The sequence below is a fragment of the Nucisporomicrobium flavum genome, from assembly GCF_016464385.1.
Lineage (GTDB): Bacteria > Actinomycetota > Actinomycetes > Mycobacteriales > Micromonosporaceae > Actinoplanes > Actinoplanes flavus_A.
On record NZ_JADMLH010000001.1, the window covers coordinates 31,714 to 58,324 of the forward strand.

General features: G+C 73.9%; 26 protein-coding genes and 1 pseudogene. 18 read left to right on the plus strand and 9 right to left on the minus strand.

Translation table 11 applies throughout. The annotated features are described in order from the left end of the window. The first annotated feature begins 11 nt into the window (after positions 1-11). Entirely contained in the window at positions 12-341 is a 330-nt protein-coding gene (locus IT780_RS00170; protein WP_199509262.1) for an antibiotic biosynthesis monooxygenase family protein, read from the plus strand. Here IT780_RS00170 and IT780_RS00175 read toward each other — a convergent pair. Continuing rightward, positions 319-1,350, minus strand: a complete 1,032-nt coding sequence (locus tag IT780_RS00175) for an asparaginase (RefSeq protein ID WP_199509263.1) — start codon at positions 1,348-1,350, stop codon at positions 319-321. The genes IT780_RS00170 and IT780_RS00175 overlap by 23 nt on opposite strands. Before the next feature lie 42 nt (positions 1,351-1,392). Between IT780_RS00175 and IT780_RS00180 the strand changes: the two genes are divergently transcribed. The 3 genes from IT780_RS00180 to IT780_RS00190 all read left to right on the plus strand — a co-directional run bounded on the left by IT780_RS00180 (position 1,393) and on the right by IT780_RS00190 (position 2,671). Next, entirely contained in the window at positions 1,393-1,686 is a 294-nt protein-coding gene (locus IT780_RS00180) for a hypothetical protein (RefSeq protein ID WP_199509265.1), read from the plus strand. Positions 1,687-1,811: 125 nt separating this feature from the next. Next, positions 1,812-2,069 carry a hypothetical protein gene (locus IT780_RS00185; protein ID WP_199509267.1) on the plus strand — a complete coding sequence of 86 codons (258 nt, stop codon included), beginning with the start codon at positions 1,812-1,814 and terminating at the stop codon, positions 2,067-2,069. A 137-nt stretch (positions 2,070-2,206) separates the two neighbouring features. Next, positions 2,207-2,671 (plus strand): hypothetical protein, encoded by a 465-nt coding sequence (locus IT780_RS00190; RefSeq protein ID WP_199509268.1) that lies wholly within the window; start codon positions 2,207-2,209, stop codon positions 2,669-2,671. A 21-nt stretch (positions 2,672-2,692) separates the two neighbouring features. On the opposite strand, the gene IT780_RS00195 is transcribed toward IT780_RS00190, so the two are convergent. Next, entirely contained in the window at positions 2,693-3,232 is a 540-nt protein-coding gene (locus IT780_RS00195) for a hypothetical protein (protein ID WP_307830973.1), read from the minus strand. A gap of 166 nt (positions 3,233-3,398) precedes the next feature. On the opposite strand from IT780_RS00195, the gene IT780_RS00200 reads away from it, so the two are divergent. The 8 genes and pseudogenes from IT780_RS00200 (at position 3,399) to IT780_RS00235 (ending at position 10,926) form a co-directional block, all read left to right on the plus strand. Next, entirely contained in the window at positions 3,399-4,649 is a 1,251-nt protein-coding gene (locus IT780_RS00200; protein WP_199509270.1) for an efflux RND transporter periplasmic adaptor subunit, read from the plus strand. A gap of 61 nt (positions 4,650-4,710) precedes the next feature. Next, complete coding sequence (locus tag IT780_RS00205; protein WP_199509272.1) at positions 4,711-5,463, plus strand: response regulator transcription factor; 753 nt, start codon at positions 4,711-4,713, stop codon at positions 5,461-5,463. After that, positions 5,460-7,072 (plus strand): annotated as a pseudogene (locus tag IT780_RS00210) (sensor histidine kinase); the annotation flags it as partial. The gene IT780_RS00205 and the pseudogene IT780_RS00210, both read left to right, overlap by 4 nt. After that, the gene (locus IT780_RS00215) at positions 7,035-8,192 is read left to right on the plus strand and encodes an efflux RND transporter periplasmic adaptor subunit (protein WP_199509275.1); all 1,158 of its coding nucleotides are present in this window, start codon (positions 7,035-7,037) and stop codon (positions 8,190-8,192) included. The pseudogene IT780_RS00210 and the gene IT780_RS00215, both read left to right, overlap by 38 nt. Then, a complete protein-coding gene (locus IT780_RS00220) occupies positions 8,189-8,911 on the plus strand; it encodes an ABC transporter ATP-binding protein (RefSeq protein ID WP_199509276.1) in 723 nt (240 codons plus the stop codon). The genes IT780_RS00215 and IT780_RS00220 overlap by 4 nt, the downstream gene beginning before the upstream one ends. Next, the gene (locus tag IT780_RS00225) at positions 8,908-10,104 is read left to right on the plus strand and encodes an ABC transporter permease (RefSeq protein WP_199509277.1); all 1,197 of its coding nucleotides are present in this window, start codon (positions 8,908-8,910) and stop codon (positions 10,102-10,104) included. Before IT780_RS00220 ends, IT780_RS00225 begins: the two co-directional genes overlap by 4 nt. A gap of 8 nt (positions 10,105-10,112) precedes the next feature. Beyond that, positions 10,113-10,628 (plus strand): hypothetical protein, encoded by a 516-nt coding sequence (locus IT780_RS00230; protein WP_199509278.1) that lies wholly within the window; start codon positions 10,113-10,115, stop codon positions 10,626-10,628. Positions 10,629-10,692: 64 nt separating this feature from the next. After that, entirely contained in the window at positions 10,693-10,926 is a 234-nt protein-coding gene (locus IT780_RS00235) for a hypothetical protein (RefSeq protein ID WP_199509279.1), read from the plus strand. Here IT780_RS00235 and IT780_RS00240 read toward each other — a convergent pair. After that, complete coding sequence (locus IT780_RS00240; protein WP_199509280.1) at positions 10,871-11,752, minus strand: hypothetical protein; 882 nt, start codon at positions 11,750-11,752, stop codon at positions 10,871-10,873. The genes IT780_RS00235 and IT780_RS00240 overlap by 56 nt on opposite strands. Positions 11,753-11,939: 187 nt before the next feature. On the opposite strand from IT780_RS00240, the gene IT780_RS00245 reads away from it, so the two are divergent. After that, positions 11,940-13,031 (plus strand): helix-turn-helix domain-containing protein, encoded by a 1,092-nt coding sequence (locus IT780_RS00245; RefSeq protein WP_199509282.1) that lies wholly within the window; start codon positions 11,940-11,942, stop codon positions 13,029-13,031. Next, positions 13,028-14,257: a hypothetical protein gene (locus tag IT780_RS00250; protein ID WP_199509285.1), complete on the plus strand. Its 1,230-nt coding sequence runs from the start codon at positions 13,028-13,030 to the stop codon at positions 14,255-14,257. The genes IT780_RS00245 and IT780_RS00250 overlap by 4 nt, the downstream gene beginning before the upstream one ends. Here IT780_RS00250 and IT780_RS00255 read toward each other — a convergent pair. Together IT780_RS00255 and IT780_RS00260 are read right to left on the minus strand one after the other, a co-directional pair. After that, the gene (locus tag IT780_RS00255) at positions 14,194-14,676 is read right to left on the minus strand and encodes a GNAT family N-acetyltransferase (protein ID WP_199509286.1); all 483 of its coding nucleotides are present in this window, start codon (positions 14,674-14,676) and stop codon (positions 14,194-14,196) included. The genes IT780_RS00250 and IT780_RS00255 overlap by 64 nt on opposite strands. Positions 14,677-14,754: 78 nt before the next feature. Next, positions 14,755-15,531 (minus strand): thioesterase family protein, encoded by a 777-nt coding sequence (locus IT780_RS00260; RefSeq protein WP_307830974.1) that lies wholly within the window; start codon positions 15,529-15,531, stop codon positions 14,755-14,757. 91 nt (positions 15,532-15,622) lie between these two features. Here IT780_RS00260 and IT780_RS00265 point away from each other — a divergent pair, with 91 nt between their 5' ends. The 3 genes from IT780_RS00265 to IT780_RS00275 all read left to right on the plus strand — a co-directional run bounded on the left by IT780_RS00265 (position 15,623) and on the right by IT780_RS00275 (position 21,197). Then, entirely contained in the window at positions 15,623-18,421 is a 2,799-nt protein-coding gene (locus IT780_RS00265) for an AAA family ATPase (RefSeq protein WP_199510011.1), read from the plus strand. 88 nt (positions 18,422-18,509) lie between these two features. After that, positions 18,510-20,741, plus strand: a complete 2,232-nt coding sequence (locus IT780_RS00270; protein WP_307830975.1) for a M4 family metallopeptidase — start codon at positions 18,510-18,512, stop codon at positions 20,739-20,741. A 210-nt stretch (positions 20,742-20,951) separates the two neighbouring features. After that, positions 20,952-21,197, plus strand: a complete 246-nt coding sequence (locus IT780_RS00275; RefSeq protein WP_199509288.1) for a hypothetical protein — start codon at positions 20,952-20,954, stop codon at positions 21,195-21,197. Positions 21,198-21,259: 62 nt separating this feature from the next. On the opposite strand, the gene IT780_RS00280 is transcribed toward IT780_RS00275, so the two are convergent. The 4 genes from IT780_RS00280 to IT780_RS00295 form a co-directional block, all read right to left on the minus strand. Next, positions 21,260-22,267 carry a TerC family protein gene (locus IT780_RS00280; RefSeq protein ID WP_199509290.1) on the minus strand — a complete coding sequence of 336 codons (1,008 nt, stop codon included), beginning with the start codon at positions 22,265-22,267 and terminating at the stop codon, positions 21,260-21,262. Between the two features lie 94 nt (positions 22,268-22,361). Further along, entirely contained in the window at positions 22,362-23,132 is a 771-nt protein-coding gene (locus IT780_RS00285; RefSeq protein ID WP_199509292.1) for a dioxygenase family protein, read from the minus strand. Positions 23,133-23,193: 61 nt separating this feature from the next. Next, positions 23,194-24,399 carry a DUF1501 domain-containing protein gene (locus IT780_RS00290; protein ID WP_199509294.1) on the minus strand — a complete coding sequence of 402 codons (1,206 nt, stop codon included), beginning with the start codon at positions 24,397-24,399 and terminating at the stop codon, positions 23,194-23,196. A gap of 11 nt (positions 24,400-24,410) precedes the next feature. Continuing rightward, entirely contained in the window at positions 24,411-25,637 is a 1,227-nt protein-coding gene (locus tag IT780_RS00295) for a DUF1800 domain-containing protein (protein WP_199509296.1), read from the minus strand. A gap of 325 nt (positions 25,638-25,962) precedes the next feature. On the opposite strand from IT780_RS00295, the gene IT780_RS00300 reads away from it, so the two are divergent. Next, entirely contained in the window at positions 25,963-26,610 is a 648-nt protein-coding gene (locus IT780_RS00300; protein ID WP_307830976.1) for a GOLPH3/VPS74 family protein, read from the plus strand. Position 26,611: the final 1 nt, after the last annotated feature.

Below are 26,611 nucleotides of genomic sequence, written 5' to 3' on the forward strand. Positions count from 1 at the left end.
ACGGTGGGGAGATGCCCGAGACCACCATCGCTGCCGGCAAGCCGGGAATCACCTCCATCAACATCTACACCGTCGCGGAGACCCGGCAGAACGCCCTGGTCACCGCCCTGGACAAGGCGACCGGCGACATCTTCGCGCACGTGCCCGGCTTCATCTCCGCCAACGTGCACGCCAGCCTGGACCGCACCCGGGTGGTGAACTACGCGCAGTGGACGAGCCTGGAGGCGTACGAGGAGATGTTGCGGCGCCCGGAGGTCCGCGAGCACCTGCTCGAGGTCATGTCGATCGCGCACACCGCGGACCCGCGGCTGTACACGGTCAGGTCCGTGCACCGCCCCTGACCGGCCAGGGCCAGCGGGCGGCGTCGCCCAGCCCGCCGGCCGCCGCGAACGCCGCCGCCACCTGCTCCCGCCCGGCGCCCGCCGCCAGCGCGGCCATGAGCAGGATCCGTGCCTTCCACGGGCCGAGCAGCCCGGCCGGGATCAGCCCGCGCTCCAGCAGGTCGCGTTCCGAGCCGGGGTAGCCGTACGGGCCGGACAGCACCGGGCCGGCGAGCGTGCGCGTGGCCAGCACCACCGGGACGCGCCGGGCGGCCTCGGCCAGCGGCGGCGCCCACCACTGCGGCAGATGCCCCACGCCGAACGCCGCTACCACCAGACCGGCGGCGTCCGCGGGAACGTCCGGCGCATCCTCGCCCAGGGCGGCGACGACCACGGGTACGCGCGGCAGTTCCCCGCCTCGTGGCACGACGAACCGTGCGGCCGGCGCGGCGACGAAGTGCGGCACTCCCTCGACCACGTACCCGACCGGCCCGCCCACCGGCGACTCGAACGCCGTCACCCGGGTCGAGTGTCCCTTGCGGACCCGTACGGCCGCGTGCACCTCGTCGGCGAAGGCGACCAGCACACCCCGCCCGCGGGACCCCGGGGAGGTGGCCACGCTGACGGCCGCGAGCAGGTTGGCCGGCCCGTCGGCGCCGGCCAGGGCGGGACTGCGCATCGCGCCGGTCACCACCACCGGCTGCGGGCCGTCGTGCAGCAGGTCCAGCAGGTACGCGCACTCCTCCAGGGTGTCCGTACCCGTGGTGACGACGACCCCGTCCGCGCCCGCGGCCAGCCGTCCGGCGATCGTGGCGGACAGCCCGGCGAGGTCGGCGAGCCGCAGCGACGAGCTCGGCACGTTCGCCACGTCGACGACCTCGAGGCCGGCACCGAGCCCGGCCAGGCCGGGAACCGCCCGCACCAGGCTCGCGGCGGTCAGTGCCGGGGCGACAGCGCCGCCGTCCACCGCCGTCATCGCGATCGTCCCGCCGAGCCCGCACACCACGATCGTCGCCATGGCGCCGACCATAACCGCCCGGCCGTCCGGCGGCGGCCTGGCTATAGTCCGCCCGTGGGTATCGTCGTCGACGGCGCCGACGGCGCCACGTGGAGCATCACCCCGGGCCGGGACGAGGTCGAGCTGGCCCTGACCGTCCGCGGCCGGCGTTTCGTCGCGTCCGTGCCGGTGTCGGACATGCCGGCCGTCGAGCAGGTCATGGCCGGTCTGCCGCACCCGCCGCCGGGTGAGACGGTCGACGTGAGCGCGCACTTCCTCCGGGCCCTCGGCCATGACCCGTTCGTCGAGCAGCCCGTGGACGACCGCCCCTGGTGGCGCAGGTTGCTGAGCCCGAAGCGTCCCGGCTGAGACGCGTTTCGAGCGGTCGGCGCACGGATCGCCGGACGGAATCCATGGCGGCGGCGTGCGGGGGGGCCTAGCCTAGGTCTTCGGACAAGCGGCGCACGCCGGAATCTGGCCGGGAGGTCGGTCCGATGGGAACCAACGACCGGGAACGACAGTTCGACCAGATCGTCGCCCGCCTGACTGCGGACTATCCGTCGCTGGCCGGCCGGCCACGCCGGTCGCGGCGGCTCGTGGCCGTCCTCGCGGTGCTGGGCGGGCTGGTCTGGGGGCTGCTGTCGGTGGCGATGGTCGCCTGGGGAGCGGTGGGCATCGTCCTGACCTGCGTGGTGGTGGCCGGGGTCGGCACGGCGATCGCCGTGGACGAACACCGGTGGCGCAGCCGCTGAGCAGATCCGCTCTCGAGTGCTTCTGGGACTGATCCGTCACGGCATTGACAACAGACGTACAGGTACGGCACACGGTGGGCTCAGGCTGGGCCGCGAGAGTGGTCGGTGCAGATGACGACGGCCAGGGGGAGTCCGAGATGCTCGTGCAGCTGAACCGTACCGATCAGAACAGGGCGTTCGCGCCGAACTCGACCGCGCTGCCCGCGCCGGATCTGGACCGGCAGCGGGCCGACCCGGTGGTGGCCGTGCTCGGTCAGCCGGGCCGGGTGGCGGCGCTCGGGGCGCACCTGCCCGGCGGGTGGACCGTGCGCTTCGCCGCGGGGCTCGACGACCTGCGGGCCGGGGAGATCGTGCTGCTCAGCGGCGCCAGGCAGCAGGACGTGGTGCGGGCCCGGGCGGCGGTGCCCGCGCGTACCCGGATCGTGGCCCTGGTCGACGACGACGCGCCGGCCGAGCTGGTCGCCGGGGTGCTGAGCGACGGCGCGGACGTCTGCGTCCGCGGCGGCCAGCCGGTGATCCTGGCGAGCCACCTGGTCGCCTGCCGTCGCCGGCAGACGGCCGAGCGGTGGATCAACCTGGAGGCGGCGCTGCCTCCCGCGTGACACCCGGGCACCGCACCAGCGTCACGACGAGCGCGACGGCCGGGACGAGGGGTCCGGGGCGAGCACCTTGCAGGCCTCGATCGCCTGCTGCACCTCGGGATCGCCGGTCGCCGGTGCGCTGCTGCCGAGCGTGACCCCGTGGTCCTGCAGGCAGGTGCGGTAGGCGGCGTTCATCCCGTTGCCGCGCCCGCCGCCGTCCGGGCGGCCGCTCGGGCGCACCGAGGCGCACGCGGTCTGCGCCTTCTGCCAGGTGGCGTCGTCCACCCCGGCCGGCTTCCGGAGGCCGCCGCGGAAGCCGCCGGGCCCGCCGCTGCCGGAGGGCCGCGGCATGCCGGACGGGAAGCCGCCCTCCGGTCGCCCCGCGGGCCCGCCCGACGGCATGGTCACGGTGACGCCGTTCGTCCGCAGGCATTCCGTGTACGCGGTGAAGGCGCCACCGCCGCCGTCCGGCACTTCCGGGTCACCGCCGCCTCCGCAGGCGGCGGCGGACACGAGCAGCCCCGCCGCCACGATGGCCAGGCCGGCGGCCCGGACCCGGGGCGATCTTCTGTTCTGCGGCACGGTCTCTCCTCACGTACGCGGACAGGACCGTCCCACGAAAGGCCTCGCACCTCGCCGCCACGTCGGACGACGCTCGGAATCGGCTGGGAGCGTCCGGTCCCGGCTCCGAGGAAACTCCGAGCCGGGACCGAGCCCGCCGGGAGGCCGGACGCCGAGACTTTCCGCCATGGGTATCGGCCGGACCGCCTGGCGCGGGGGACGTCGGCGGTGGGTGTGGCTCGCGGCCGGTGTCGTGGTGGTCGTGCTGCTCGCCGCCGGTCTCGCCCGCGCGCTGACCGCCGGCGCCGGCGCCGGGCCCGCCGCGGCCGCCACCGTGGCCGCCGACCGGGGCGCGGTCACCAGCGAGGTCGCCACGACGGGGAACGTGCAGCCCGCGCAGACGCGCAGCCTCTCCTTCGCGGTCGCGGGCACGGTCGAGGCCGTGAAGGTACGCCCCGGCACGGTCGTCACGGCCGGTCAGGAGCTGGCCCGCATCGACGACTCCGACGCCGCCGGGGCCGTGGACTCCGCTCGCAAGGCCCTCGCCGACGCCGAGGACGCTCTGCAGGAGGCCCGCGATCAGGCTGCCCCGACCGGCTCGGGATGCGGCGTGGTGCCGGCCGCTTACGCCTCGGCGCCCCCGCCCACACCCACGGGCGCGACCCCGGCGCCCACCCGCACCACCGCGCCCGCCGCGACGCCGCGGCCCACCCGGACGCCGGCACCCACCCGCACCAGCGCGCCGGCCCGGACCTCGCCGCCCGCGCGCGGTGGCGCTCCCACCACCACGGCGTGCGGGGGCGCGGACCAGCAGGGTGGACGCCAGGGCGGCGGAGGCGACGCTGTGCTGAGCGCCGAGCAGCGGGTGAACCAGGCCGGAGCGGCGGTGGCGAAGGCGGAGGACGACCTCGAGGGCACCACGATCACCGCGCCCCTCGCCGGCCGGGTCCTGTCGGTCTCCGGCAAGGTCGGCAGCCGGGTGGGCGCCGGGGCGGCGTTCCTGACCCTGGCCGACGTCTCCGGCATGCAGATCGCCGCGGACTTCCCGGAGGCCGACGCGGACCGGCTGGCCGTACGGCAGAAGGCGGCGGTCACCCTGGCGGACCGGGCCGGCGAGACGTTCGCGGCCACGGTCGTGCAGGTCGACCCGGTCGGCACCAGCGACGGCACGCTGGTCCGCTTCGGCGTGGTGCTGTCCTTCGACGACGCCCCGGAGGACCTGCTCGTGGGGCAGAGCGCGGCCGTACGGGTCACCACCGGCGCGAAGCGGGACGTGCTGCGGGTCCCGAGCACCGCCGTCCACGACGTCGCCGGTCCGGCCGGTACGGTGCTGCGCGCCGGCGCCCGGGTCCGCGTCGGTGTCGGGCTGCGCGGCGACGCGTACACCGAGATCACGTCCGGTCTGGCGCCGGGGGACACCGTGGCCCGCTCGTGGTGACCTCAGCTCGCTCCCACGTTCTTCATGGCCGATTCAAAGGAAGCGCTGATAGTTCTTCGGCGTGCATTCCGCTACGAGAGGTTCCGTCGCCCTCGGTGAGCCCCCGGCGGCCCGGCCCAGGGTCCTGGTGGTCGACGACGAGCCCAACATCTCCGCCCTGCTCTCGGCCACGCTGCGGCTGGTCGCCTTCGACGTGCGGGTGGCCGGGTCCGGCCACGGCGCGCTGGTCGCGGTCGAGGAGTTCGACCCGGACCTGGTCGTGCTGGACGTGATGCTGCCCGACCTGGACGGCTTCGACGTGGCCCGGCGCCTGCGCGCGTCCGGCCGCGGCACGCCGGTGCTGTTCCTGACCGCGCGTGACGCCGTCGAGGACCGGGTGGCGGGGCTGACCGCGGGCGCGGACGACTACGTCACGAAGCCGTTCAGCCTCGAGGAGGTGGTGCTGCGCATCCGGGCCATCCTGCGCCGCAGCCGGCCGGGCCCGGACGCGCCGGCGGACCCCGGGGTGCTGCGCTACGCCGACCTGGAGCTCGACGAGGACGCCCACGAGGTACGCCGGGCCGGCCGCCTCGTCGACCTGTCGCCGACCGAGTTCAACCTGCTGCGCTACCTGCTGATCAACGCGGGGAGGGTGGTCAGCAAGGCGCAGATCCTGGACCGGGTGTGGAAGTACGACTTCGGCGGCGACGGGCGCATCGTCGAGTCGTACGTCTACTACCTGCGCCGCAAGATCGACACGACCGGCCCGCCGCTGATCCACACCGTCCGGGGGGTCGGCTACGCCCTGCGCCTGCCGCGCGGCGGGGACGAGTGAGCCGAGGGTCCCGCTGGCGGCCCCGGCGGTGGGCCCACTGGAGTCTGCGGGCCCGGCTCGTGCTGGTCGTCGGCGCCCTCGCCGCAGTTGCGCTGCTGGCGGCCGACGCCGCGGGCCTAGTGCTGATCCGCGGCTATCTGCGCGACCGCATCGACGACCAGCTGACCGGCATGGCCCGGCCGTTCGCCGGTGCGCTGCGCGCCGATGCCCCCGCGACCTCCCCGGCTCGGCGGGCGCGGTTCGGCCCCGACCAGGTCGTGTACGTCTACACCGCGGACGGCGTGCTCGACCCCGCCCGCTCGTCCGCCGCGGACCCGGCCCGCCCGCCGGTGCCGCCCGTCACGGAGGTGCTCGCCCGCGCCGCCGAGGGCAGGCCGTACACGGTGACGGCGGCCGACGGGAGCAGCGGCTGGCGGCTGCTGGCCGTACCGACGACCGGCGCCGGGGGCGCGGCCGTCATCGGCGCCTCCCTGTCCGAGGTGGAGGAGACCGGCGACCGGCTGCTGCTCATCGACGCCGCGGTCACCCTGTCGGTGCTCGGGCTGCTCGGCGCCGGGTCGGCCTTCGTGGTCCGCCTCGGCCTGCGGCCGCTCACCGGGATGGAACGGCTCGCCGCCGCCATCTCCGCGGGCAACCTGTCCGGCCGGGTCGCCGGCACCGACCCGCACACCGAACCCGGCCGGCTCGGCGGCGCGCTCAACCTGATGCTGGAACGCATCGAGGCGGAGGTGTCCGCGCGTACGGCCTCCGAGCGGCGGCTGCGTCAGTTCGTGGCGGACGCGTCGCACGAGCTGCGCACGCCGCTCACCTCGATCCGGGGCTTCGCCGAGCTGTACCGCCGCGGCGGCGCCCCGCCCGGCCCGCAGCTCGACGAGACGATGAGCCGTATCGAGGGGGAGGCCGGGCGGATGGGTGTGCTCGTCGAGGACCTGCTGCTGCTGGCGCGGCTCGACCGGCAGCGGCCGCCCGTACGGCGCCCGGTGGACCTGCTCGAGATCGCGGCCGACACGATCCGCGACGCGCACGCCAGGGTGCCGGACCGGCCCGTACGCCTGGCCGCGCTCGGCGACAGCGACACGTTCGAGCCGCCCACGGTGCTCGGCGACGAGCACGGGCTGCGGCAGGTCGCCACGAACCTCGTCGCCAACGCGCTGCAGCACACCAGCCGGCCGGCGCGGGTCACCGTACGGGTGGGACGCGTCGACGGTTACGTGCCCGCGCCGGGCGCCGTGAGCTCCGGGACCGTTGCTCCCGGCGTACCGCTGGCCGTGCTGGAGGTCTGCGACGACGGCCCGGGCGTGCCCGCGGAGCACGCGCCGCGGGTGTTCGAACGCCTCTACCGGGCCGATTCCAGCCGCACCCGCGGGCGCGGCGGCGGTTCGGGGCTGGGCCTGTCGATCGTGGCGGCGATCGTGCACGGCCACGGCGGCCGGGTCGAGCTGGACCCGGCGGGCGGGCGCGGCGCCACGTTCCGCGTGCTGCTGCCCAGGGCCGACGCGGGGTAGCGGTTCCGAGGTGGCTCCGAGGTGACGCCGAAGATCCTCCGAGGGGACCTGGCCAGAGTGTCCGGCATGCCAGCTGCCCTGGGTTCCCTGCGCCGTCCCGCGGTCGCGGTCAACGCCGTCCTGGCGCTGCTGCTCGCCGGCGGCGCCTTCTGGGCGTACGAGACGCTGTCCGGTCCCGCCACGGGCACCGCGGCGGACGCGTCGGTGCGCTCCGTACCCGTCCAGCAGGGCACCGTGACCGCAACCGTGACCGCAGACGGCTCCGTGGAGAGCGCGAGCACCGCGAGCGCGAGCTTCGTGACCGGCGGAACCGTCACCAGCATCGCGGTGCACGTCGGCGACAGGGTGAAGAAGGGGCAGGTGCTCGCGAAGGTCGATCCGGCACCGGCGCAGCGGACCCTCTCCGCCGCCGAGGCCGACCTCGCCGCCGCCCGCGACGCCCTGGCCCGCGCCGAGGACGCCGGGTCGGACACCTCGAGCGCGCAGAACGAGGTCACCAGGGCGCAGCTCGGCGTCGACGAGGCGCAGGCCGGGGTGGACGGCACGGTCCTCGAGGCGCCGATGGCCGGTACGGTCGTCGCCGTCAACGGCACGCTCGGCAGCTCGTCCCAACCCTCCGCCCAGCAGGGCTCCGCCGATGAGGCCTCGGGTTTCATCGACCTCGCCGACCTCGGCAAGCTGCAGGTCACCGCGGCCTTCGCCGAGGCCGACGCCACGAAGCTCAAGGAGAAACAGGCCGCCACCGTCACCTGGAACGCGCTCAGCGGCACCCGGCAGAGCGCGAAGGTCGTCGCCGTCGACCCGCAGGCCACCACCGACGGCACCGTCGTCACGTACGGCGTGACGCTCAGCCTCGACAAGGTCCCGGCCGGCGCGAAACCGGGCCAGACGGTCTCGGTGTCCGTGGTCACCGGAGAGGTCGCCGGCGCCCTCTCCGTCACCTCCGCGGCGGTGACCACGGTCGGCAACCGGCACACCGTGACCGTCGTGGCGAACGGCGTCCAGGAGACCCGGCAGGTCGAGATCGGCCTGGAGGGCGACCAGGTCACCCAGATCATCTCGGGGCTCACCGCCGGCGAGCAGGTGGTGATCCGGACGACCACCACGACCACCGGCGGCACCCAGGGCAGACTCCCCGGCGGCGGCTTCGGCGGCCTCACCGGCGGCGGCGCCCCGGCCGGTGGGGGTTTCCCCGGCGGCGGCACCGGCCGGGCCGGCCGATGACTCGGCCCGTGCTCGACGTGCGCGAGCTGACCAAGGTCTACGGTACGGGCGAGGCCACCGTGCACGCCCTGCGCGGCGTCTCGCTGGCCGTCGGCCGCGGCGACTACGTGGCGATCATGGGCTCGTCCGGTTCCGGCAAGTCCACGCTGATGAACATCCTCGGCGCGCTGGACGTGCCCACCTCGGGGACGTACCTGCTGGACGGCGTGGATGTCAGCCGGCTCGCCGACCGGCAGCTCGCGCTGGCCCGCAACCGGCTCATCGGCTTCATCTTCCAGGCGTTCAACCTCATCCCGCGCACCACCGCGGTGGCCAATGTGGAGCTGCCGCTCGCGTACGCCGGGGTCCGCCCGCGGGAACGCCGCCGCCGGGCGATGGCGGCGCTGGAGCTCGTCGGGCTCGCCGACCGGGCCCGGCACGAGCCCAACCAGCTCTCCGGCGGCCAGCAGCAGCGCGTCGCCGTGGCCCGGGCACTGGTCACCGAGCCCGCGCTGCTGCTCGCCGACGAGCCGACCGGCAACCTCGACAGCCGCTCCACCGAGGACGTGCTCGAGGTCTTCGACCAGCTCAGTGCCGCCGGGCGGACGATCGTGCTGATCACTCACGAGCCCGAGGTCGGCGATCGGGCGCACCGCCTGATCCGGCTCATGGACGGGCGCATCGTGACCGACCGCCGGCAGCGGCCGGCGCCGGTACCGGCGGGACGGCACAGCGCATGAGCTTCCTCGAAGTGGTCCGGTTCGCGCTGCGCGGGCTGTCGGCGAACAAGCTGCGCTCGGCGCTGACCATGCTCGGCATCCTGATCGGCGTCGCCGCGGTGATCCTGCTCGTCGCCGTCGGCAACGGCTCCGCCCGGGCGATCAGCGAGCGGATCGAGGCGCTGGGCACCAACACGGTCACCGTGATGAGCGCCGGCCGCGGCGGGGCCGAGAGTACCGCGCTGACGACCGGGATCGCCGGCGCCCTCACCGATCCCGTGCTCGCGCCCGACGTCGCGTCCGTGTCGCCGGTGGTCAGCGCGTCGGCGTCGCTCACGTACGAGGGCGCGGAGCATGAGGTGACCAGCTTCGTCGGCACCACGCCCGGCTGGTTCGCCGCGTCCAACACCCCGGTCGGCTCCGGCTCGGCGTTCACCGCGGACGACGAGGCGCAGGGACGGCGGGTCGTGGTGATCGGCCGTACGGTCGCCGAGGAGCTGTTCCCGGGCGTCGACCCCGTCGGCGAGCAGGTCACGGTCGGCGGGGCTCTCTTCACCGTGATCGGTGTCCTGGCGGAGAAGACCTCCACCGGCTTCCAGGACGCCAACGACACCGCGGTCGCGCCGCTCACGGCCGTACGGCAGGTGCTCACCGGGTACGGCGCGCTGACCTCGATCCTGGTGGAGGCCACGAGCCCGGGCCGGGTGGACGCCGTGCAGTCCGAGGTCGCCACGATCCTCGACCAGCGCCTGGGCGTCTCCTCCAGCGGCTCCGCGGCGTACCGGATCCAGAACGCGGCCCAGCTGCTGCAGACGCAGACCGAGACCGCCGATACCTTCACCACCCTGCTCGGCGCGGTCGCCGCGATCAGCCTGCTGGTCGGCGGGATCGGCATCACCAACATCATGCTGGTCACGGTGACCGAGCGGACCCGCGAGATCGGCATCCGCAAGGCCCTCGGCGCGCCGCGCCGGGTGATCCTCACCCAGTTCCTCATCGAGGCGACGCTGCTCAGCGTCCTCGGCGGGGCGCTGGGCGTGGCCGCCGCCCTGGTCGGCAGCAGCTTCGAGATCGTCGGCGTGAAGCCGGTCATCGTGCCCAGCTCCGTCGGGCTCGCCCTCGGCGTGTCCATCGCCATCGGACTGTTCTTCGGCAGCCTGCCCGCCGGCCGCGCCGCCCGCCTGCGCCCCATCGACGCGCTGCGCTACGAGTGAGGACCCCCGTGACCCCCATCGACGACACCGCCGTGCTGACCCCCGTCCAGGAACCTGACGACGACGGCCTGGCCGCCGAGATCGCCCGCGCGGCACCCCGGCGCTGGTGGAACCGCGGCACCCTCGGACTCGGCGTCGCCGCGCTGCTGCTGGCGGGCTTCCTCGGCGGGCTGCAGGCGCAGAAGCACTGGGGGACGAGCGCCACCCCGGCGATCGCCCGGCCCGGCGGCGCCCAGGGCGGACGGGGGACGTTCGGCTCCTTCCCGCAGGCGGCCGCTCCCACGGCGTCCGCCGCGTCCGCACCGACGACGGGCAAGGTCAAGCTGGTCGACGGCACCACGCTCTACGTCCAGACCCCGGACGGCACGGTGGTCACCGTACGGACCAGCGGGGACACCGCGGTGCGGACGGCCACCGCCGGCAAACTCAAGGACGTCAAGGCCGGCGACACGGTCAGTGTGCAGGGCGCCGCGACCGCCGACGGCACGGTCACCGCCACCACCGTCACGCGGAGCAGAAGGTAGACGGAGCAGAAGGCGGACAGTGGCGGACGTCGCCGGAGCAGGCGTCGCGGCGTACGGTTTCGCTGTGGCCCGACATGCCCGCGCGTCCCTCCTGGTGGTCCTTGCCGCCGTGTGGATCGTGGCGCCGCTCGCCGTGGGCCTCGGCGTCCTCGCCGTCCGGCTGGCGCAGCCCCAGGACGCGTTCCCGCTCGTCCTGGGCGCGACGACGGCTTTCGGCCTGGCCGGAGGCGTGGCGGTGGCTGCTATTCAGCGCCGGACCGGTCGCCCGTCGCCCGTCGGCGACCGCGGCGGGCGCTGAGCATCCCGGCGGCCATCGTGAGGCCTGCCGGGCCTACGGCCGTCGAGAGGGCGGCCGTGGTGACGAGCATGTCCTGGCGCGTCGAGAGGGCCGGCGCGAAGTACCGGAGGGCGAGGAACAGCGCGACGTACGCCGCCGCGAGCGACACCATCACCGCGAGGCCCCCGGCCATCTTGACGAGCAGGTGGATGTCCTCGGCGGAGTCGTAGATGAGGTGCCGCCGGAGGCTGCCGGCGTCCATGGTGGCCAGACTCTTGTGCCAGACGGCGAGGTGCCGGTCGTCGAGCGGCCGCCCGGGCGTGACCGGCTGGGCGGCGGAGGTTGCCGCCGGCGCGCCGGGAGGAGGCGTGCGCTGTCCCGCGCGTCGCTGGTGCACCACCGCCCGGAGGGCCTCGTCGACGGCGACCCGTACGGGTGTGCGGAGCCGTCGCGGATCGGCGGCAGGCCACTCGGCACACTCCCGGAAAAGCACCTCGCACACGGCGGCCGGTCCGCGGCCCTGGCGCAGCGCCGCCCGGTCCTTCTGATCGAGCGTCTCGTCCCGCGCCAGGAAGTCGTCGATCACCCGGTAGACCAGCGTGCAGAGCCTGACGACCCGGCCGGTGAGGTCGCGCGCGGCCGCCAGGTGCGCCCGGTCCACGAAGGAGTCGCGTTCCATCTCGATGAAGGCACGGTGGTTCTCGTTGAGCCACTGCTGGGGAAGGTCGATACGGCCGGAGAGGAGCCGCGCGGCGAAGTCACAGCGGTACCTGGCTCCGAGGCGGCCTTCGCCGTCGCGGATCAGCTGCTCTTTCGTTGTCTCTGGCCGCGCCGCTTTCCTGTCCATACGAGGCCGTCCCCAGCGATTTCGGTGCTAGCGTGAGAGCGACAGTTCTCAACTTTAGTCGAGTTGAATCAAGAAGAGTCTTCGCGACTCTACGCTGATAAACTGTGCTACGGTTTGGTTAACGCTACTCCTGTTTACTCAAGGTAAACAAGCGGTCACTGAGGCCAGAGGGTGGGAGGTGGCCGTCGTGGCTACTCCGGCGGCGGAGCAGTTGGCGCATCGGCTCCGAAGTCTGCGGGACGAGGCAGGGCTCACCCAGAGCGAGCTGGCCGAGGTCTTCACGCGCGACGGCAGGCAGATCGGCGCCGCAGCGATCTCGTCCTGGGAACGGGTGCGGAACCCGGTTCTGGTGCCGGACTACCGCATCGAGCCGTATTCGCGGCTCAAGGCGTTGGTCCGGGATCCGCTGAGCCTGCCGGCCGAGGATCAGCTGACCCCCCAGCAGGCCGCCGTCCGCGAGGAACTGCTGCGCGACCTGACCGGGCTCCACGAGCAGACCCGGGGCGGTTCGGCGGCGGCCGAGGCGGCCCGCGTGCCGACGTACCGGTCGTGGTTCTTCGCCGACGACGGCCCCGTCGTGATCATCGCTCCCGACGCCCCGAAGGAGGCGCGGGGGCCGCTCGCCGACGAGACCGACCCCAACTACACGGCCATGCACTGGTTCGCCGACCAGGACGCCCTGATCGAGCTGCACGGGCACATCCGCGCCGAGAACGACCCCTCGCTGCCGGTCTTCTTCAAGCGGGCGTCCAAGGTCGACGCCGACGACCTCTCCGGTCACATCGTGCTGCTCGGCGGCATCGGGTGGAACCCGGTCACCCGGCGGCTGTTGCGCCTGCTCGAACGTCTTCCGATCCGCCAGATGGAGATCCCGGAGCTGGCCACCGGTGAGATCTTCGCGGTGGGCCACGGCGACGACGAGCGCCGGTTCCTCCCCGTCTGGTCCCGGCTCGACGGCGGGTCGCCCGAGCTCGAGGAGGACGTGGCGCTCCTGGCGCGGGTGCCCAATCCGTTCAACTCCAGCAAGACCCTGACCCTGTGCAACGGCATCCACAGCCGCGGGGTGCTCGGTTCCGTCCGGGCCCTGACCGACGCGCGGATCCGGGAGGCGAACGAGGCCTACCTCGCCGAGCACTTCCCGCGCGGGGAGTACGGCCTGCTCCTGCGGGTGCCGGTGTTCCACGGCGAGGCGCTCTCGCCGGACCTGCAGGACCCCCGCAACATCCTCTACGCCTGGCCTCAGGGAACGGCTGCCAAACCGCGACGGGAGCGCCCATGAACGGCAGGGCGGCGCCGCGGCCGGCGCACCATCGCGCCGACCACGACCGGTTGCTGCGCCGGCTCGACTGGGGCCCGGTCGGCCGGGCGCCGGGCCGGGCCCTCGACGCGATCATCGTCCCCGCGTCGCGCCGCGCGCAGCGGCTGGGCCCGCTCGTCGATCTCGCCTCCGACTGTGGAACGACGCTCGTCGTCCTGGCCTCGCACGACTGCGTCATCGAGGACGTCGCGGCGCTGGTGGCGAGCCGGCCGTCGAACGCGCGCGTCGTGCTGGCCGAGGTGCCCCTCGAGGCGGGCCACGACCCGCTCCGGCTGGCCACCTCGGCGGAAGGTGTCCGCGCTCTCAGCGGTGACCGGTCGAGCAACCTGAGCCTGAAGCGCAACGTCGGCCTGCTGCTGGCCCGGTACCGCGGCTGGCAGAAGATCATGTTCGTCGACGACGACATCGTCGGCATCACCCGGGACCAGGTCGCCCGCGTCGCCCACCACCTGGAGACGAACCGGTTCGCCGGCTTCAAGACGCTGGACTACCCCGACAACTCGGTGGTCTGTCACGCCAGCCGGCTCGCCGGCCGGCCGCAGGGCATCTTCGTCAGCGGCGCCGCGCTGGGCGTGAACACCGCGGGCGACCGGCCGCTCGAGGTGTTCCCCGACGTGTACAACGAGGACTGGTTCGCCTTCGCCGACGAGGCCCGCCGGACCGGGGTCGCCCACGTCGGCAACATCCGGCAGCTGGAGTTCAACCCGTTCGACGATCCGCTGCGGGCGAAGGTCGAGGAGTTCGGCGATCTGGTGGCCGAGGGCCTGTACGCGCTCTTCACCGATGGCGGCGGGCTGCCACGGGCCACGGCGCGGTACTGGGAGCGCTGCATCGACGAGCGGCGGACCCTGATCGCGCAGATCCGCCGGCAGCTCAAGGGCAGGGAGACGCACCAGGCGGTCCAGGCGGCGAAGTCGCTGCAGGAGGCGTCGCACCAGCTCGATCACATCACGCCCGAGGACTGCGTACGCTTCCTCGGCGTGTGGCAGGAGGACCGCGCCCGGTTCGAGCGCTGGAGCCGGGCGGCACACGGGCGCGGCTACGACTACCGGGCCGCCTTCGACGCACTCGGCCTGCAACGCTGGCAGGAGGCCCGGTTCGGGGTGGAGCGGATGACCGTCAACTACGGCCCGGCCCGCCGCTCGAGCCGGAACCGCACCTCGGTGCCGACCCCGTCGATCTGCTGAGTCTCGTCGGTCCGCTTGAAGCCGAGCGACTCGTAGAGCTCCTGGGCCGCCGGGTTGGGCTGGATCACCCACACGAAGACGTCGCTCCCGGGGACCTCGTCCACCAGCAGCTGCACCAGCGTGGAGGCGATCTTCCGGCGCCGGTGGCGGGGGTGGCTCCACACCGACCCGACGTGCGGGCCGTCGGGCGCGTCCGTGAGCCGGGCCAGCCCGACGATCACCCCGCCGGCTTCGGCCACCGCCCACACGCCGGTCGTGCAGGAGCTGCGCCAGCGCTCGTCGCTCCAGGACGACTCGTGCGGCTCGCTCGGCAGGAACCACTCCGGCGAGTCGCGCAGCGCGGCGAGGCGGGCCTCGCGGGCGATGCGCCAGTCCTCCGCGAGCAGGAACCGGAAGTCCGTCGCGTCGTGGCCGGCCATCCACACCCCTTCGCCGTCAGGCTGAGACGTTTACCTCCTTCAATGTGCTACCCGAGCGCCACCCGCGCCAACGAACGGTCAGATGGGGCGGACGGTGAGGATCTGCTCGGCGCGGCCCACCGGTCCCGCTTCGTCGTGCAGGACGGTGCTGGTCAGGCCCACTCCGGTCGCCCCGAAGGTGACCGCCGTGTCGAGGCCGACCCAGCGCCCCGCCGGCTGCCGGTGCAGGTGGATCGTCAGGTCGAGGTTGGGGAACATCCACTGCTTGGGCGACTCGCGGACGGCGATGCCGTTGGCCGTGTCGATCAGCTTCACGTAGTCGGCCAGCGGGCTCGCCTGCTCACCGGCGACCAGGGGCGTGTCGGAGGTGATCCAGACCTGGGCGCGGCCGGGGCGGGGCTCGCCGACCGGGCGGACGTCCACCGAGCTGATGAAGCCGCCGGGCCACACGTCGGAGAGCGGGTACGGTGCCAGCCCGTCCGGATGCGGCAGGGCCTCGTCGTCGCCGCCCGCCACGGCTGTGGTGTCCTGCTCGGCCATGCGCCAGATGCGGGCGCGTACGGCGGCCCGCCCCCGCGCCGTCACCACCGCCTCGAGGAGCTCGATCGTGCGCCCCGGCCGGATGACGGTGACGTCCACCTCTAACTCGGCGAGCTTGAGGACGCCCAGGATGTCCATGCTGATCCGCGTGATCACCATGCCGTCGGGTCCGCGCCGGGCGGCGTGCCGCTCGGTCTCGTGGGCGATCAGGCCGGTCATCGGGGCGATGTGCTGCTCGTCGGTGGCCCAGGCGCCGCCGGTGAGCTCGCCCGCCACGAATCGGCCGGCGCCCACGCGCGCAAAGTAGCTCGTCACGGTCCGAGCGTAGAGCGGCCACCCATTGATGCCTTCCGGGGAGGGTCCTTAGGCTGCAATCGATCGACCGGCATCCACCTGGGGAGACGCCCTGGACACCCGCGCGCGGCCCGCCTCCGCTGCCCTCGTCGGCAGGGAGTCGCTGCTGGCCGCGGTGGAGGCCCGGCTGGCCGTGGGCGGCGGGGTGGCGCTGCACGGGCCGGAGGGGATCGGCAAGACGGCCCTGCTGGACACGGTCGCCGCCGCGGCCGCCGCGCGGGGCGAGCTGGTCGTGCAGCTGCGGCCCGCGCCTGCCGAGCGGCTGCTGCCGTACGCGGGCATCGCCGACCTCGTGGCGCAGCTGCCGCAGGCCGCCGTCGCCGCCCTGCCCCCGGCGCACCGCGCGGCCCTGGCGGTGCTGCGCCGCGGCAGCGCCCCCCGGACGGGCGCCCCGGCCCTGGCCCGCCGCCTGGTCCTGCCCAGCCTGCTGGCCCATTGCGCCCGCGGCGGCCCGGTCCTGCTCGTGGTCGACGACGTGCAGTGGCTCGACGCCGAGTCGGCCGAGCTGATCGGTTTCGCCATGCGCCGCCGCCCGGGTCCGCGGGTACGGGTGGTGGCCGCGCAACGCTTCCCGGACGAGGCCGGCCGGCACCGTGCGGCCCGGCTCTGTCCCGCGCCCGTGGCCGACCTGCTGGTGCCGCCGCTCGACCCGGACGACCTGACCGCGCTGCTGGAGGAGCGTGGCCTGCCGTGCCGGACGGCGGCCGGGCTGCACGAGGCCAGCGGGGGCAACCCGCTGCTCGCCCTGGCCCTGGGCGGTGTGGTCGTCGCCGGTCCGGCGTGGCGCCCGGCGCCGCTGCCCGAGGCCGCCCGGGCCGTGCTGCGCCGCCGCCTGTCCGCGCTGCCGCCGCAGGTCACGTCGACGCTGCTGGTCGCCGCGCTGGCCACCGAGGCCACGGTCGCGACCCTGCTGCGCTGCGGGTACGACGACGCCGCCCGTGACGTCCGCGCCGCGGTGGCCGCCGGGGTGGTCCGCCTGGACGGGGAGACGATCCGGTTCACGCCGCCCGCGCTGGCCGGGGTGCTGGCCGAGGACGCCGGTGCCGCCCGCCGCGCCGGGGTGCACGACGCGCTGGCCGACGCGGCGCTGGACGAGACGGTGGCCGTCCGGCACCGGGCCCTGCGCAGCGGGCGGCCGGACGCCGACGTCGCCCGTGAGCTGGTCCGAGCCGCCACCCGGGCCGCGGCCAGGGGCGACGGGCGTACCGCGGCGGAGCTGCACGTGCTGGCCGCCGACCGGTGCCCGCGGAGCCTGGCCGGCGACCGCTTCGACTGGCTGGTGGCGGCGGCGCGGACGGCCGCGACCGCCGGGGCGCCCGAGCTGGCCGGCCGGGCCGCCGAGGCGGTGCTCGCCGCGGCCGACGCGCCCGCCGCGCACCGGGTGAGGGCCCGGCTGGTGCTGCTGGACCTGGCAGGGCAGGCGCTCGCCGAGATGGGGGAGATGTTCGCGGCGGCGCTCAACGAGGCCGGCGGGGACGTGACGCTGCTCGCGGCGGTCCGGCTGCGGCTGACCTGGGCGGCGATGCTGGGCGGGGCGCCGGACACCGCGGCCGCGTGCGCCGCCGAGTCGGCTGCCGACGCGCGGGAGGCCGGCGATCCGGCCACGGAGGCGATGGCGCTGAGCGCGCTCGCGCAGGTGCAGCGGCTGCGCGGCGAGGCGGAGTGGACGGGCACGCTGGAGCGCGCGCTGGCGCTGCCCGCGCCGCCGGAGCCGGGCTGGCTGCACCTGAGCCCGCGCTACCTGGCCGCGCGGTTCGCCATGATGGACGACCGGCTCGACGAGGCCCGCGCGGAACTGCTCACGCTGCTCGCGGTCGCGGAGCACGACCGTACGGGCGAGGCGCTGGTCGAGGTGCTGCGCAGCCTGTCCGAGGTGGCCACCCGGGCCGGGCGCTGCCGGGACGCCCTGCGCTACGCCCACCGGGCCGTGGCCGCCGCCCAGCGGGCCGGGCTCAGTCCCGGCCCGACGTGGTACACGGCGGCCGTCGCCGAGCTGGCCGGCGGGAGCCTCGAGGCCGCCGCCGGGTACGCCCATCGCGGCGCCCGCGCGTCCGAACAGGAGGGCGACAGCATCTACCTGCGCCGCAACCTGCACGCCCTGGGCCAGGCGCGCCTGCGCTCGGGCGACACCCGGGCCGGCGTGGCGGCGCTGCGCCGGCTGCGCGAGCTGGAGGGCGGCGCGGCGGACCCGATGATCGTGCGCTGGCAGGGCGACCTCGCGGGCGGCCTGGCGGCGCTGGGCGAGCACGAGGAGGCAGCCCGTACGCTGGCCGAGGCCCGCGCCACCGCGGAGCGGCTCGGCGCCTCGCCCGGGTTGAACGGCTACCTCGACCGGGCCACCGCCGTGGTCCTCTCGGAGAGCGGGCAGGCCGACTCCGCCGTACGCCTCTCAGCCGCCGCGGCGCAGCGGTTCGCCGGCCTGCAGCAGCCCGTCGAGCAGGCCCACGCGCTGCTCGTGCAGGGCGGTGCGGAACGACGGCGCCGCCGGTACGCGGCCGCCCGGGTGGCCATCGGGGCGGCGCTGGCGCTGTTCCTCGCCGCGGAGGCGAAGCCGTGGACCGAGCAGACGCAGCGCGCGCTGGCCCGTACGGAAGGAACCGCCGCCCCGCCCGCCGACTTCGGGCTGACCGCCACCGAGGCCCGCATCGCCGGGCTGGTACGCGAGGGGGCGAGCAACCGGGAGATCGCCACCCAGCTGTTCCTGAGCGTCAAGACGGTCGAGGCGACCCTGACCCGCGTGTACCGCAAGCTCGGCGTACGGTCGCGCACCCAGCTCTCCCAGCGGCTGCCCGCGGCCGCGCCCGCACCGACAAGGGTTTTCCCTGATTCGGTGACGGCCATCGATCCCTAGCGTCACTGCCAGTCAGCCTGGTGCCGCCCGACCCCGGGACCTCGCGCCCAGGCCTCGCCCTGACCGGGTCGAGAGAAGGAGTACGAGCGTGGGACGTAAGAAACTCATCCCGGCCGCGGCGGCGCTCGCCGCCGGGGCCGCGCTGACGCTGGCGGCCTCGCCGGCCTCCGCCCAGCCGCAGCAGTCGCCCAGCCCCGCACCCGCACCGGCCGCCCTGGCCGCCGCCTCCGCCGACCGGCTCGTCGGCAGCGCCGGCACCGCGTCGCTGCTGCGCCGCGCCGACGGTGACGCGCTCAAGCGCACCGGCGTCGTGCAGGGCACGCGCGGCCTGCAGTACGTGACGTACGCCCGCACCTTCAAGGGGCTGCCCGTGGTCGGCGGCGACGTCGTGGTCACCACGGACGCCGCCGGCACGGTCAGGGACACCGCGGTCGCGCAGACCGGCACGATCGACGTCGCCACGACGGCCACGGTCAGCGCCGCGAAGGCCACCGCGGCCGCGCGCGCCCGGCTGGCCACGGTGGACAGCGCCGCCGCCCCGGCGCTCAAGGTCCTTGCCTGGGGTACGCCCAAGCTCGCGTACGAGGTGGTCGTCGAGGGACGCACCACCCAGCAGCGCCCGAGCCGCCTGCACGTGTTCGTCGACGCGCGCACCGGCCGGGTCCTCGACCAGATCGACGACGTCCGCGAGGGTACGGGCAACGGCTACTACTACGGCAACGTCACGATCAACACCTCGGGCTCGGGTTCCTCGTACTCGATGACCGACACGACCCGTCCCGGCCTCAAGTGCGGCGGGCAGGGCGGCAGCGCGTACACCGGCACCGATGACGCGTGGGGCAACGGCTCGGGCACCAACCTGGAGACCGCCTGCGTCGACGCGCTCTGGGGCGCGCAGCGTGAGGTCGACATGTTCTCGGCCTGGTTCAACCGCAACGGCATCCTCGGCAACGGCTCCAACCCGCCGATCCGGGTGGGGCTGGCCGACGTGAACGCGTACTGGAACGGCTCGTACGTCAACTTCGGCCACAACCAGGCGAACACCCGCCAGGCCACCCCGATCGACGTGGTGGGCCACGAGCTGGGTCACGCGGTCTTCCAGAACACCCCGGGCGGCGCGGGCAGCGGCAACGAGAACGGTGGCATCAACGAGTCCACCGGCGACATCTTCGGCGCGCTGACCGAGGCGTACGCCAACAGCCCGCTGGACCCGCCGGACTACACCGTCGGCGAGGAGGTGGACCTGGTCGGCGACGGCCCGATCCGCTACATGTACAACCCGTCGCTCGCCGGGGACCCGAACTGCTGGTCGAGCTCGATCCCGTCGACCGAGGTGCACTCGGCGGCCGGCCCGCTCAACCACTGGTTCTACCTGGTCGCCGAGGGTTCCGCGCCGAGCAACGGCCAGCCGTCGAGCCCGACCTGCAACTCGTCGTCGGTCGCCGGCATCTCGATCCGCAAGGCCGGCGAGATCTACTACAACGCCATGCAGGCGAAGACCTCGACCTGGAAGTACGCCAACATCCGTACGGCCACGCTGAACGCGGCGAAGAACCTCTACCCGAACAGCTGCACCGAGTTCAACTCGGTCAAGGCGGCGTGGAACGCGATCAGCGTCCCCGCGCAGTCCGGTGAGGCCACCTGCACCGGCGGTACGCCTGCGAACGACTTCTCGCTGTCGGCGTCGCCGGCCTCGGGCAGCGTCGCGGCGGGCTCGTCGGCAACCACCACGATCGCCACCGCCACCACCTCCGGTTCGGCGCAGTCCGTCGCGCTGAGCGCCTCGGGCCTGCCCAGCGGCGCGACCGCGGCGTTCAGCCCGGCCACGGTGACCTCCGGCTCGTCGTCCACGCTGACGATCTCGACCAGCGCGTCCACGCCGGCGGGCACCTACTCCGTCACCGTCACCGGCACGGGTTCGGCGACGCACACCGCCACGTACGCGCTGACCGTCACCGGCGGCAGCGGCGGGAGCTGCGCCGGCACCAACGGCTCCGACGTGTCCATCCCGGACGCCGGGTCGGCCGTGACCAGCACGATCACCATCAGCGGGTGTGCCCGCAGCGCCTCGTCCACCTCGGCCGTGGCGGTCACGATCGTCCACTCGTACCGTGGCGACCTGGTGGTGGACCTGGTCGCGCCGGACGGGTCGTCGTACCGGCTGAAGAACAGCAGCTCCTCGGACAGTGCCGACAACGTCAACGCGACCTACACGGTGAACCTGTCGTCCGAGGCGGCCGACGGTGCATGGAAGCTGCAGGTACGCGACGTGTACGCCCAGGACACCGGCTACCTGAACACCTGGTCGCTGACCCTCTAGGTTTTTACTCTGCTGTGGCGTAAAACACGGCAGGCGGATGACCAGCACAAAGGCAACGCAGAGTGACGCGGGCTACAGCATTTCGGTGGCCCGCGTCACGTCTGCATCGAACGTTTTACCTGCTTGATTTGGTGACGTAGTCCGGGGCGCGGAAGCTGGATCACGAAGGCACCACCGCCCTCGTCATCACTTTCCGTAAGGAGACGCACGATGCCGCTGAAGAACCGGATCACCGACGTCCGTACCAGCCTGGCGAACCGCCGCACCCAGCGACGGGCGCGCCGGCAGCTGAGCGCGGAGCTGGCCGCCTTCCAGACCCCGGCCGAGCGTGCCGAGCTCGACCTCATCCTGGGCCGCCACAACGAGGCGGAGACGGCCCAGATCCGCGACATCCTCAACCAGCAGGACTACGAGCGGATGCGTACGCGCATCGCCGTCGGCGGTTATCGCGGCTGACCGTGCCACCCCCAGCACGAAGCCCCGGCGCTCGGCGCCGGGGCTTCCTTGGTGTGTGCCGGTCAGCTGTCGGCGCGGTCCTCGCGCGGCGGGTGGGCTCGCAGGCTGCCGGCGTGGGCCTTGGCGGTCGGGTCCCGGCGGGTCTTCGCCAGGCTCGCCACCGTCGTGATCACGAGGATGACCAGGATGACGATCAGCGAGACCGGCGTGCTGATCTGCGGCGCGCCGTGCCAGACGTCCTCGTGCAGCCAGTGCAGCACGAGCTTGGCGCCGATGAAGGCGAGGATCAGCGACAGGCCGGTCGACAGGTAGACCAGCCGGTCCAGCAGCCCCTTCACCAGGAAGAAGAGGGCGCGCAGCCCGAGCAGGGCGAAGGCGTTGGCGACGAAGACGATGTACGCCTCCTCGGTCACGCCGAAGACCGCCGGGATCGAGTCGAGCGCGAACAGCAGGTCGGTGCTGCCGATCGCGACGAGCGTGATGAACAGGGGCGTCGCCATCCGGCGCCCGCCGATCCGGGTGAACAGCTTGCCGCCGTCGTACTCGTCGGTCACCGGGAACAGGCGCCTGCTGGCCCTGACGATGGCGTTGTCGTCGACGCTGGGGTCCTCGTCGCGGTGCCGGAAGAGCTGCACCGCGGTGTAGATCAGCAGCAGCCCGAAGATCAGGAACATGAACGAGAACAGCGACAGCAGCGTGGCGCCCAGCGCGATGAAGATGACCCGCAGCACCAGCGCGATGATGATGCCGAAGGTCAGCACCTCCTGCTGGTACTTCTCCGGCACCGCGAAGGTGCTCATGATGATCACGAAGACGAAGAGGTTGTCGACCGACAGGCTCTTCTCGACGACGTAACCCGCGAAGTACTGCGTGCCGTAGTCCCAGCCCGCGATCTGGGCGAAGACGACGCCGAAGGCGAGGGCGATGGCGATGTAGAAGACCGACCAGGCGGCGGCCTCACGGAAACCCACGGCGTGCGGGCGCAGCACGCCGAGGGTCAGGTCGAGGGCGAGCAGGGCGACGATGACCGCGATGGTCAGCGTCCAGCCGAGCGCGGTGACCTCCAGCATCAGGGCGGAACCTCCGGGCTACGTGCAAGGGGGTTGACGTGATGTACCCACAAGCATCCTCGGTGACGCTGGAAAGATCCTGGCAATCCGCCGGTCAGGCCACCTGGAAGGAGCGCTTCGCCAGCCCCATCCAGAAGCCGTCGATCGGCTGCTCGGCGCTCTGCTCCGGGCTGCCGGATGCGCCGAGCGTCAGGAACATCGGGGCGAAGTGCTCGATCGTGGGGTGCGCGTACGGCATGCCGGGCGCGCGGCTGCGGAAGTCGGCCAGTTCGTCGACGGCGCCACGGGTCAGCGCCTCGGCGGCCCAGGCGTCGAACTCGCGGGACCAGCCCGGCGCCGGCGCGTCGGTGCGCCACTCGCGCAGGAACGGCAGCCCGTGCGTGGTGAAGCCGGAGCCGATGATCAGCACGCCCTCCTCGCGCAGCGGGGCGAGCCGGCGGCCGAGCTCGAGCAGGCGGTCCGGCTCGAGGGTCGGCAGCGACATCTGCAGCACGGGAATGTCCGCGCCGGGGTACATCACGCTCAGCGGCACGTACGCGCCGTGATCCAGGCCGCGGTCGGTCCGGGCGACGTGCTCGGTGTCGGGCATCAGCTTCTCGACGCGGGCGGCGAGCTCGGGCGCGCCGGGTGCCTCGTACCGCGCCTCGTAGTAGCGACGGGCGAAGCCGCCGAAGTCGTACACCAGCGGAACCGTCTCGGTGGCGCCCAGCATGAGCGGCGCGGACTCCCAGTGCGCGGAGGCCATGAGGACGGCCTTCGGGCGGGGCAGGGACGCCGCCAGCTCCTGCAGCTGGGCGACCCAGGTGGGGTCGTCGACCAGCGGGGGAGCACCGTGGCTCAGGAACAGCGCGGGCATGGCGCTCATGGTTACCTCCGTTGACGCTTCAACCTTCTGTCGCCAACGGTACGCCGATTTACTTGATGCGTCAACTAAATCGGAGCCGGCCCGTCCAGCCGCCGAGCACGCGCTCCGGATCGGCGCCCAGCACGTCGGCGAGCAGCGTCGCGTACACGTCGCGGAAGTCGGTGGTGTGCCGCAGGTCGCCGTCGTCGAGGTCGGTGAGGCTGGGCGGCTCGCCGTACCGGCCGCCAGGTATGCCGGCGCCGGCGAGCAGGACCGTGGACGCCGTGCCGTGGTCGGTGCCCTCGGAGGCGTTGGCGCGGACGCGGCGGCCGAACTCCGAGTACACCGCCACCACCACATCGCGGTCCGCCATTCGCTCCACGAACGCCGCGAGCGGCTTGTCCAGCGTGCCCAGGATCGACTCCTGGGCACCCTTCTCGTCGGCGTGGAAGTCGAAGCCGCCCAGCGACACCGAGTAGACCCGGGTGGCCGAGCCGGCCTCGATGCAGCGAGCCACCAGGGCGAGCTGACGCTCCAGCGGGGGAGCCTGGCCGCCGGTGGCCGTGGCCGGCGCCTCGGCGTCCCCGTCGTCGTCGGGGATCGCGCCGTCGACGAGATCGCGGACCTTGATCAGGTCGGCGAAGCAGGCCGCCGCGCGGGCGCGGGCCGGTGAGTCGCCGGCTGCGGGCGTACCGAATCCGGTCAGGACGTCCGGGGTGACGCCCTTCGGCAGGGTCAGCGCGCCGCCGGGTACCGTCGCGCCCGCGCTCGTGGCGCCGGCCAGCAGCGGCGGCAGCACGGGCTCGAACGACACGGCCAGCCGCGGGTCGCCGCCCGCGGTGTCCAGCCAGCGGCCCAGCCACCCGGTGGTGCCGGGGCGCTCGGGCTGGGCGGTCTGCCAGATGTCCATCGAGCGGAAGTGGCTGCGGTCGGGCTTCGGGTAACCCACGCCGTGGACGATCGCGAGGCGGTCCTGCCCGTACAGGCGGTGCAGGCCGGCGAGGCCCGGGTTCAGGCCGAACTCGTCGTCGAGGCGCAGCACCTCGCCCTCGTCGTACGCCATCGACGGGCGGTTCGCGGCGTAGGCGGGGTCCGCGTACGGGATGACGGTGTTGAGCCCGTCGTTGCCGCCGTAGAGCGTGACCAGCACGAGCGTGCGGCCCAGCGGCTCCTCGGAGCGGAAGTCCAGGATGTCGCGCAGGCCGTACGCGGTCCCGCCGGCGGCCAATGCGCCGGCCGCGACGACCCCGCTGGCGGTCAGGAACCGGCGCCGGGTGATGGTGTCCATGGTGACTCTCCTCAGTGGACGGCGTATTCGGGGCTGGCCAGGCCGAGGGCGAGCAGCCTGCGCGGGTCCGCGGCGGAGTCCGCGAGCACCGCGCGCGTGCGCTCGCTCCAGCCGTCGACGGCGAGCAGCCGGGCGAGCGCGTCCAGCCGTCCGGCCGGCGCGGTACGGCCCAGCTCCGCCACGGTGTCCGGGGCGAGGGCGGTCAGCTTCTGCGCGTGTTCCAGCCGGGCGCGGGTCGACGAGGTGGTCAGCCAGGCGGTGCCGACCGGCCAGCCGCCCACGCTCGGCGGGCGGAACGGCACCTGGCCCAGGGCCCGCAACGCCCGGTCCGGCAGCGCGCCGGCGTCGATCCCGAGCTGGCGGGCCGCGCCGATCAGCCACTCCACGGGCTGCTTGACGAGCTGCCCGGCGGTGGCTGCGAACGCGGGATCGGTGGCGATCGCCCGGAGCAGGCCGGTGGTGCTGCGCCCGCCGGCGGCGGTCACCCGGGCGATCGTGGCGGCGTCCGGTGCCGTGCCGGAGCCGTAGCGCACCCAGAGCCGGGTGACCAGGTGCGGCAGGTGGGCGGGATGGCGGACGAGCAGGTCCGCGTACGTGTCGGCGTCGACCGTGCCGGTACGCCCGAGCAGGGTGACCGGCCCGGGATCGTGGCGCCCCGGTACGAACGTCGCCGTACCGCCCGCCCGCGAGGCCCGCCATCCGGTGAGCGCCCGCGCGCCCGCCTTCACGTCGTCCTCGGTGTACGCCCCCACGCCCAGCGTGAACAGCTCCATCAGCTCGCGGGCGAGGTTCTCGTTCGGGGCCGTACGGGTGTTGCGCTGCCCGTCGAGCCACAGGATCAGCGCCGGATCGCGCAGCATCGCGCGGACCAGCGGCCCGGTGTCGCCGCCGCCGTAGCGCCGTAGCGTCTGCTGCTGGGCCAGCATGAGCGGCGCCGAGCGGACCTTCTGGACCGAGGTGGCCCAGTGGCCGTGCCAGAAGAACGTGAGCTTCTCGGCCCCTCCCGGCTCGTTCACCATCCGGCGCAACCACCACCGGACGGCGTCGCGGCTCTGCCGGCGGGCGTCCTTCCTGTCGAAGGGGCCCACGTCCGGGAGGGCCACGGTCCGGCCGACAGGCGCCAGCACCGCGTCGAGGGTGGCGTCCACGCCTGTTTCCAGCGCCGCGTCGACCTCCGCGGCCGTGGGGCCGAAGGTGAGGCGGCGGAGCAGATGGGCAACCGTGTCGCGGTCCGTCATGGCGCCGACGCTAGGCGCGGGGTGTAAGCGGTTCGTAAGGGCGGCGTTCGGTACGCGTACGGAGGACCCACATGACGATCGTGTTAACTCCGTGGATTTCCTTTCTCGCATCAGTGCAGCTCAGGACCGTACTGCACGATGCATCGAAGCTTTGACCACTTCGGACATTGCGCGGGGTAGTCGCGCGCTGGCAAGCTACGCGGTGTTGTTCCGGCGGCCGCTCACCGTAATGGTCCGCAGCCGCCCGCCACACCCCTGTCCACTCTGTCGCGACTGCCGGTCACCCCGACCGGTGGTCATTCCGTCATGTCCCGAGGGGATCGTCGTGTCGTCATCGCAGCTGCCGCTGGCCGACGACCTGTACCTCGCCGCCCACGACTCCGCCCGCAGCCGGTGCCTGCTCACCCCCGCCACGCTCGGGCTCGGGCTCGCCGCCGCCCTGCTCGCCGAACTGGTGCTCTGGCGCCGGCTCGACGTGCGCGACAACCACATCGTCGTCATCGACGACCAGCCGACCCCGGACCCGGCCACCGCCGCCGTCCTCGGCCAGCTGCTGCGCGAGAGCCACCACCGCCGCATCCGTGACTGGATCTCGTTCCTCGCCACCGGCGTCGCCACCGATCTGGTCGAACGCCGGCTCGCCCGCGCCGGCGTGGTGCAGCGCCAGGAGAAACGGGGCCTGCTCGGCACCAAGGTGCGGTTCGTACCCGTCGACACCTCCGTCGCCGGCTGGCCCGGCACCCGCATCCGCATCGCCGCCGGCCGCGGCGAGATGCTCGACACCTCCGATCTGGTGCTGACCGGGCTGGTGCTCGCCACCGGCCTCGACCAGCACGTGCTCGTGACGCTCGAGGCGCACGAGCGTGACCAGTTGTTCGGCCAGCTCCGCCGGCGCCTGCCGGCGATGCTGCAACACCTCGTCGGCCACGCAGAGGCCGCCGTGGGCGACGCCGTCATGGCCCGCCGGGCCTGAC

Excerpts from the sequence above, each read along its gene's own strand:
- IT780_RS00170 (WP_199509262.1), top strand. The coding sequence starts at position 12 with ATGCCCGAGACCACCATCGCTGCCGGCAAGCCGGGAATCACCTCCATC.
- IT780_RS00175 (WP_199509263.1), bottom strand. The coding sequence starts at position 1,350 with ATGGTCGGCGCCATGGCGACGATCGTGGTGTGCGGGCTCGGCGGGACG.
- IT780_RS00185 (WP_199509267.1), top strand. The coding sequence starts at position 1,812 with ATGGGAACCAACGACCGGGAACGACAGTTCGACCAGATCGTCGCCCGC.
- IT780_RS00190 (WP_199509268.1), top strand. The coding sequence starts at position 2,207 with ATGCTCGTGCAGCTGAACCGTACCGATCAGAACAGGGCGTTCGCGCCG.
- IT780_RS00200 (WP_199509270.1), top strand. The coding sequence starts at position 3,399 with ATGGGTATCGGCCGGACCGCCTGGCGCGGGGGACGTCGGCGGTGGGTG.
- IT780_RS00215 (WP_199509275.1), top strand. The coding sequence starts at position 7,035 with ATGCCAGCTGCCCTGGGTTCCCTGCGCCGTCCCGCGGTCGCGGTCAAC.
- IT780_RS00220 (WP_199509276.1), top strand. The coding sequence starts at position 8,189 with ATGACTCGGCCCGTGCTCGACGTGCGCGAGCTGACCAAGGTCTACGGT.
- IT780_RS00225 (WP_199509277.1), top strand. The coding sequence starts at position 8,908 with ATGAGCTTCCTCGAAGTGGTCCGGTTCGCGCTGCGCGGGCTGTCGGCG.
- IT780_RS00240 (WP_199509280.1), bottom strand. The coding sequence starts at position 11,752 with ATGGACAGGAAAGCGGCGCGGCCAGAGACAACGAAAGAGCAGCTGATC.
- IT780_RS00250 (WP_199509285.1), top strand. The coding sequence starts at position 13,028 with ATGAACGGCAGGGCGGCGCCGCGGCCGGCGCACCATCGCGCCGACCAC.
- IT780_RS00255 (WP_199509286.1), bottom strand. The coding sequence starts at position 14,676 with ATGGCCGGCCACGACGCGACGGACTTCCGGTTCCTGCTCGCGGAGGAC.
- IT780_RS00275 (WP_199509288.1), top strand. The coding sequence starts at position 20,952 with ATGCCGCTGAAGAACCGGATCACCGACGTCCGTACCAGCCTGGCGAAC.
- IT780_RS00280 (WP_199509290.1), bottom strand. The coding sequence starts at position 22,267 with ATGCTGGAGGTCACCGCGCTCGGCTGGACGCTGACCATCGCGGTCATC.
- IT780_RS00285 (WP_199509292.1), bottom strand. The coding sequence starts at position 23,132 with ATGAGCGCCATGCCCGCGCTGTTCCTGAGCCACGGTGCTCCCCCGCTG.
- IT780_RS00290 (WP_199509294.1), bottom strand. The coding sequence starts at position 24,399 with ATGGACACCATCACCCGGCGCCGGTTCCTGACCGCCAGCGGGGTCGTC.
- IT780_RS00295 (WP_199509296.1), bottom strand. The coding sequence starts at position 25,637 with ATGACGGACCGCGACACGGTTGCCCATCTGCTCCGCCGCCTCACCTTC.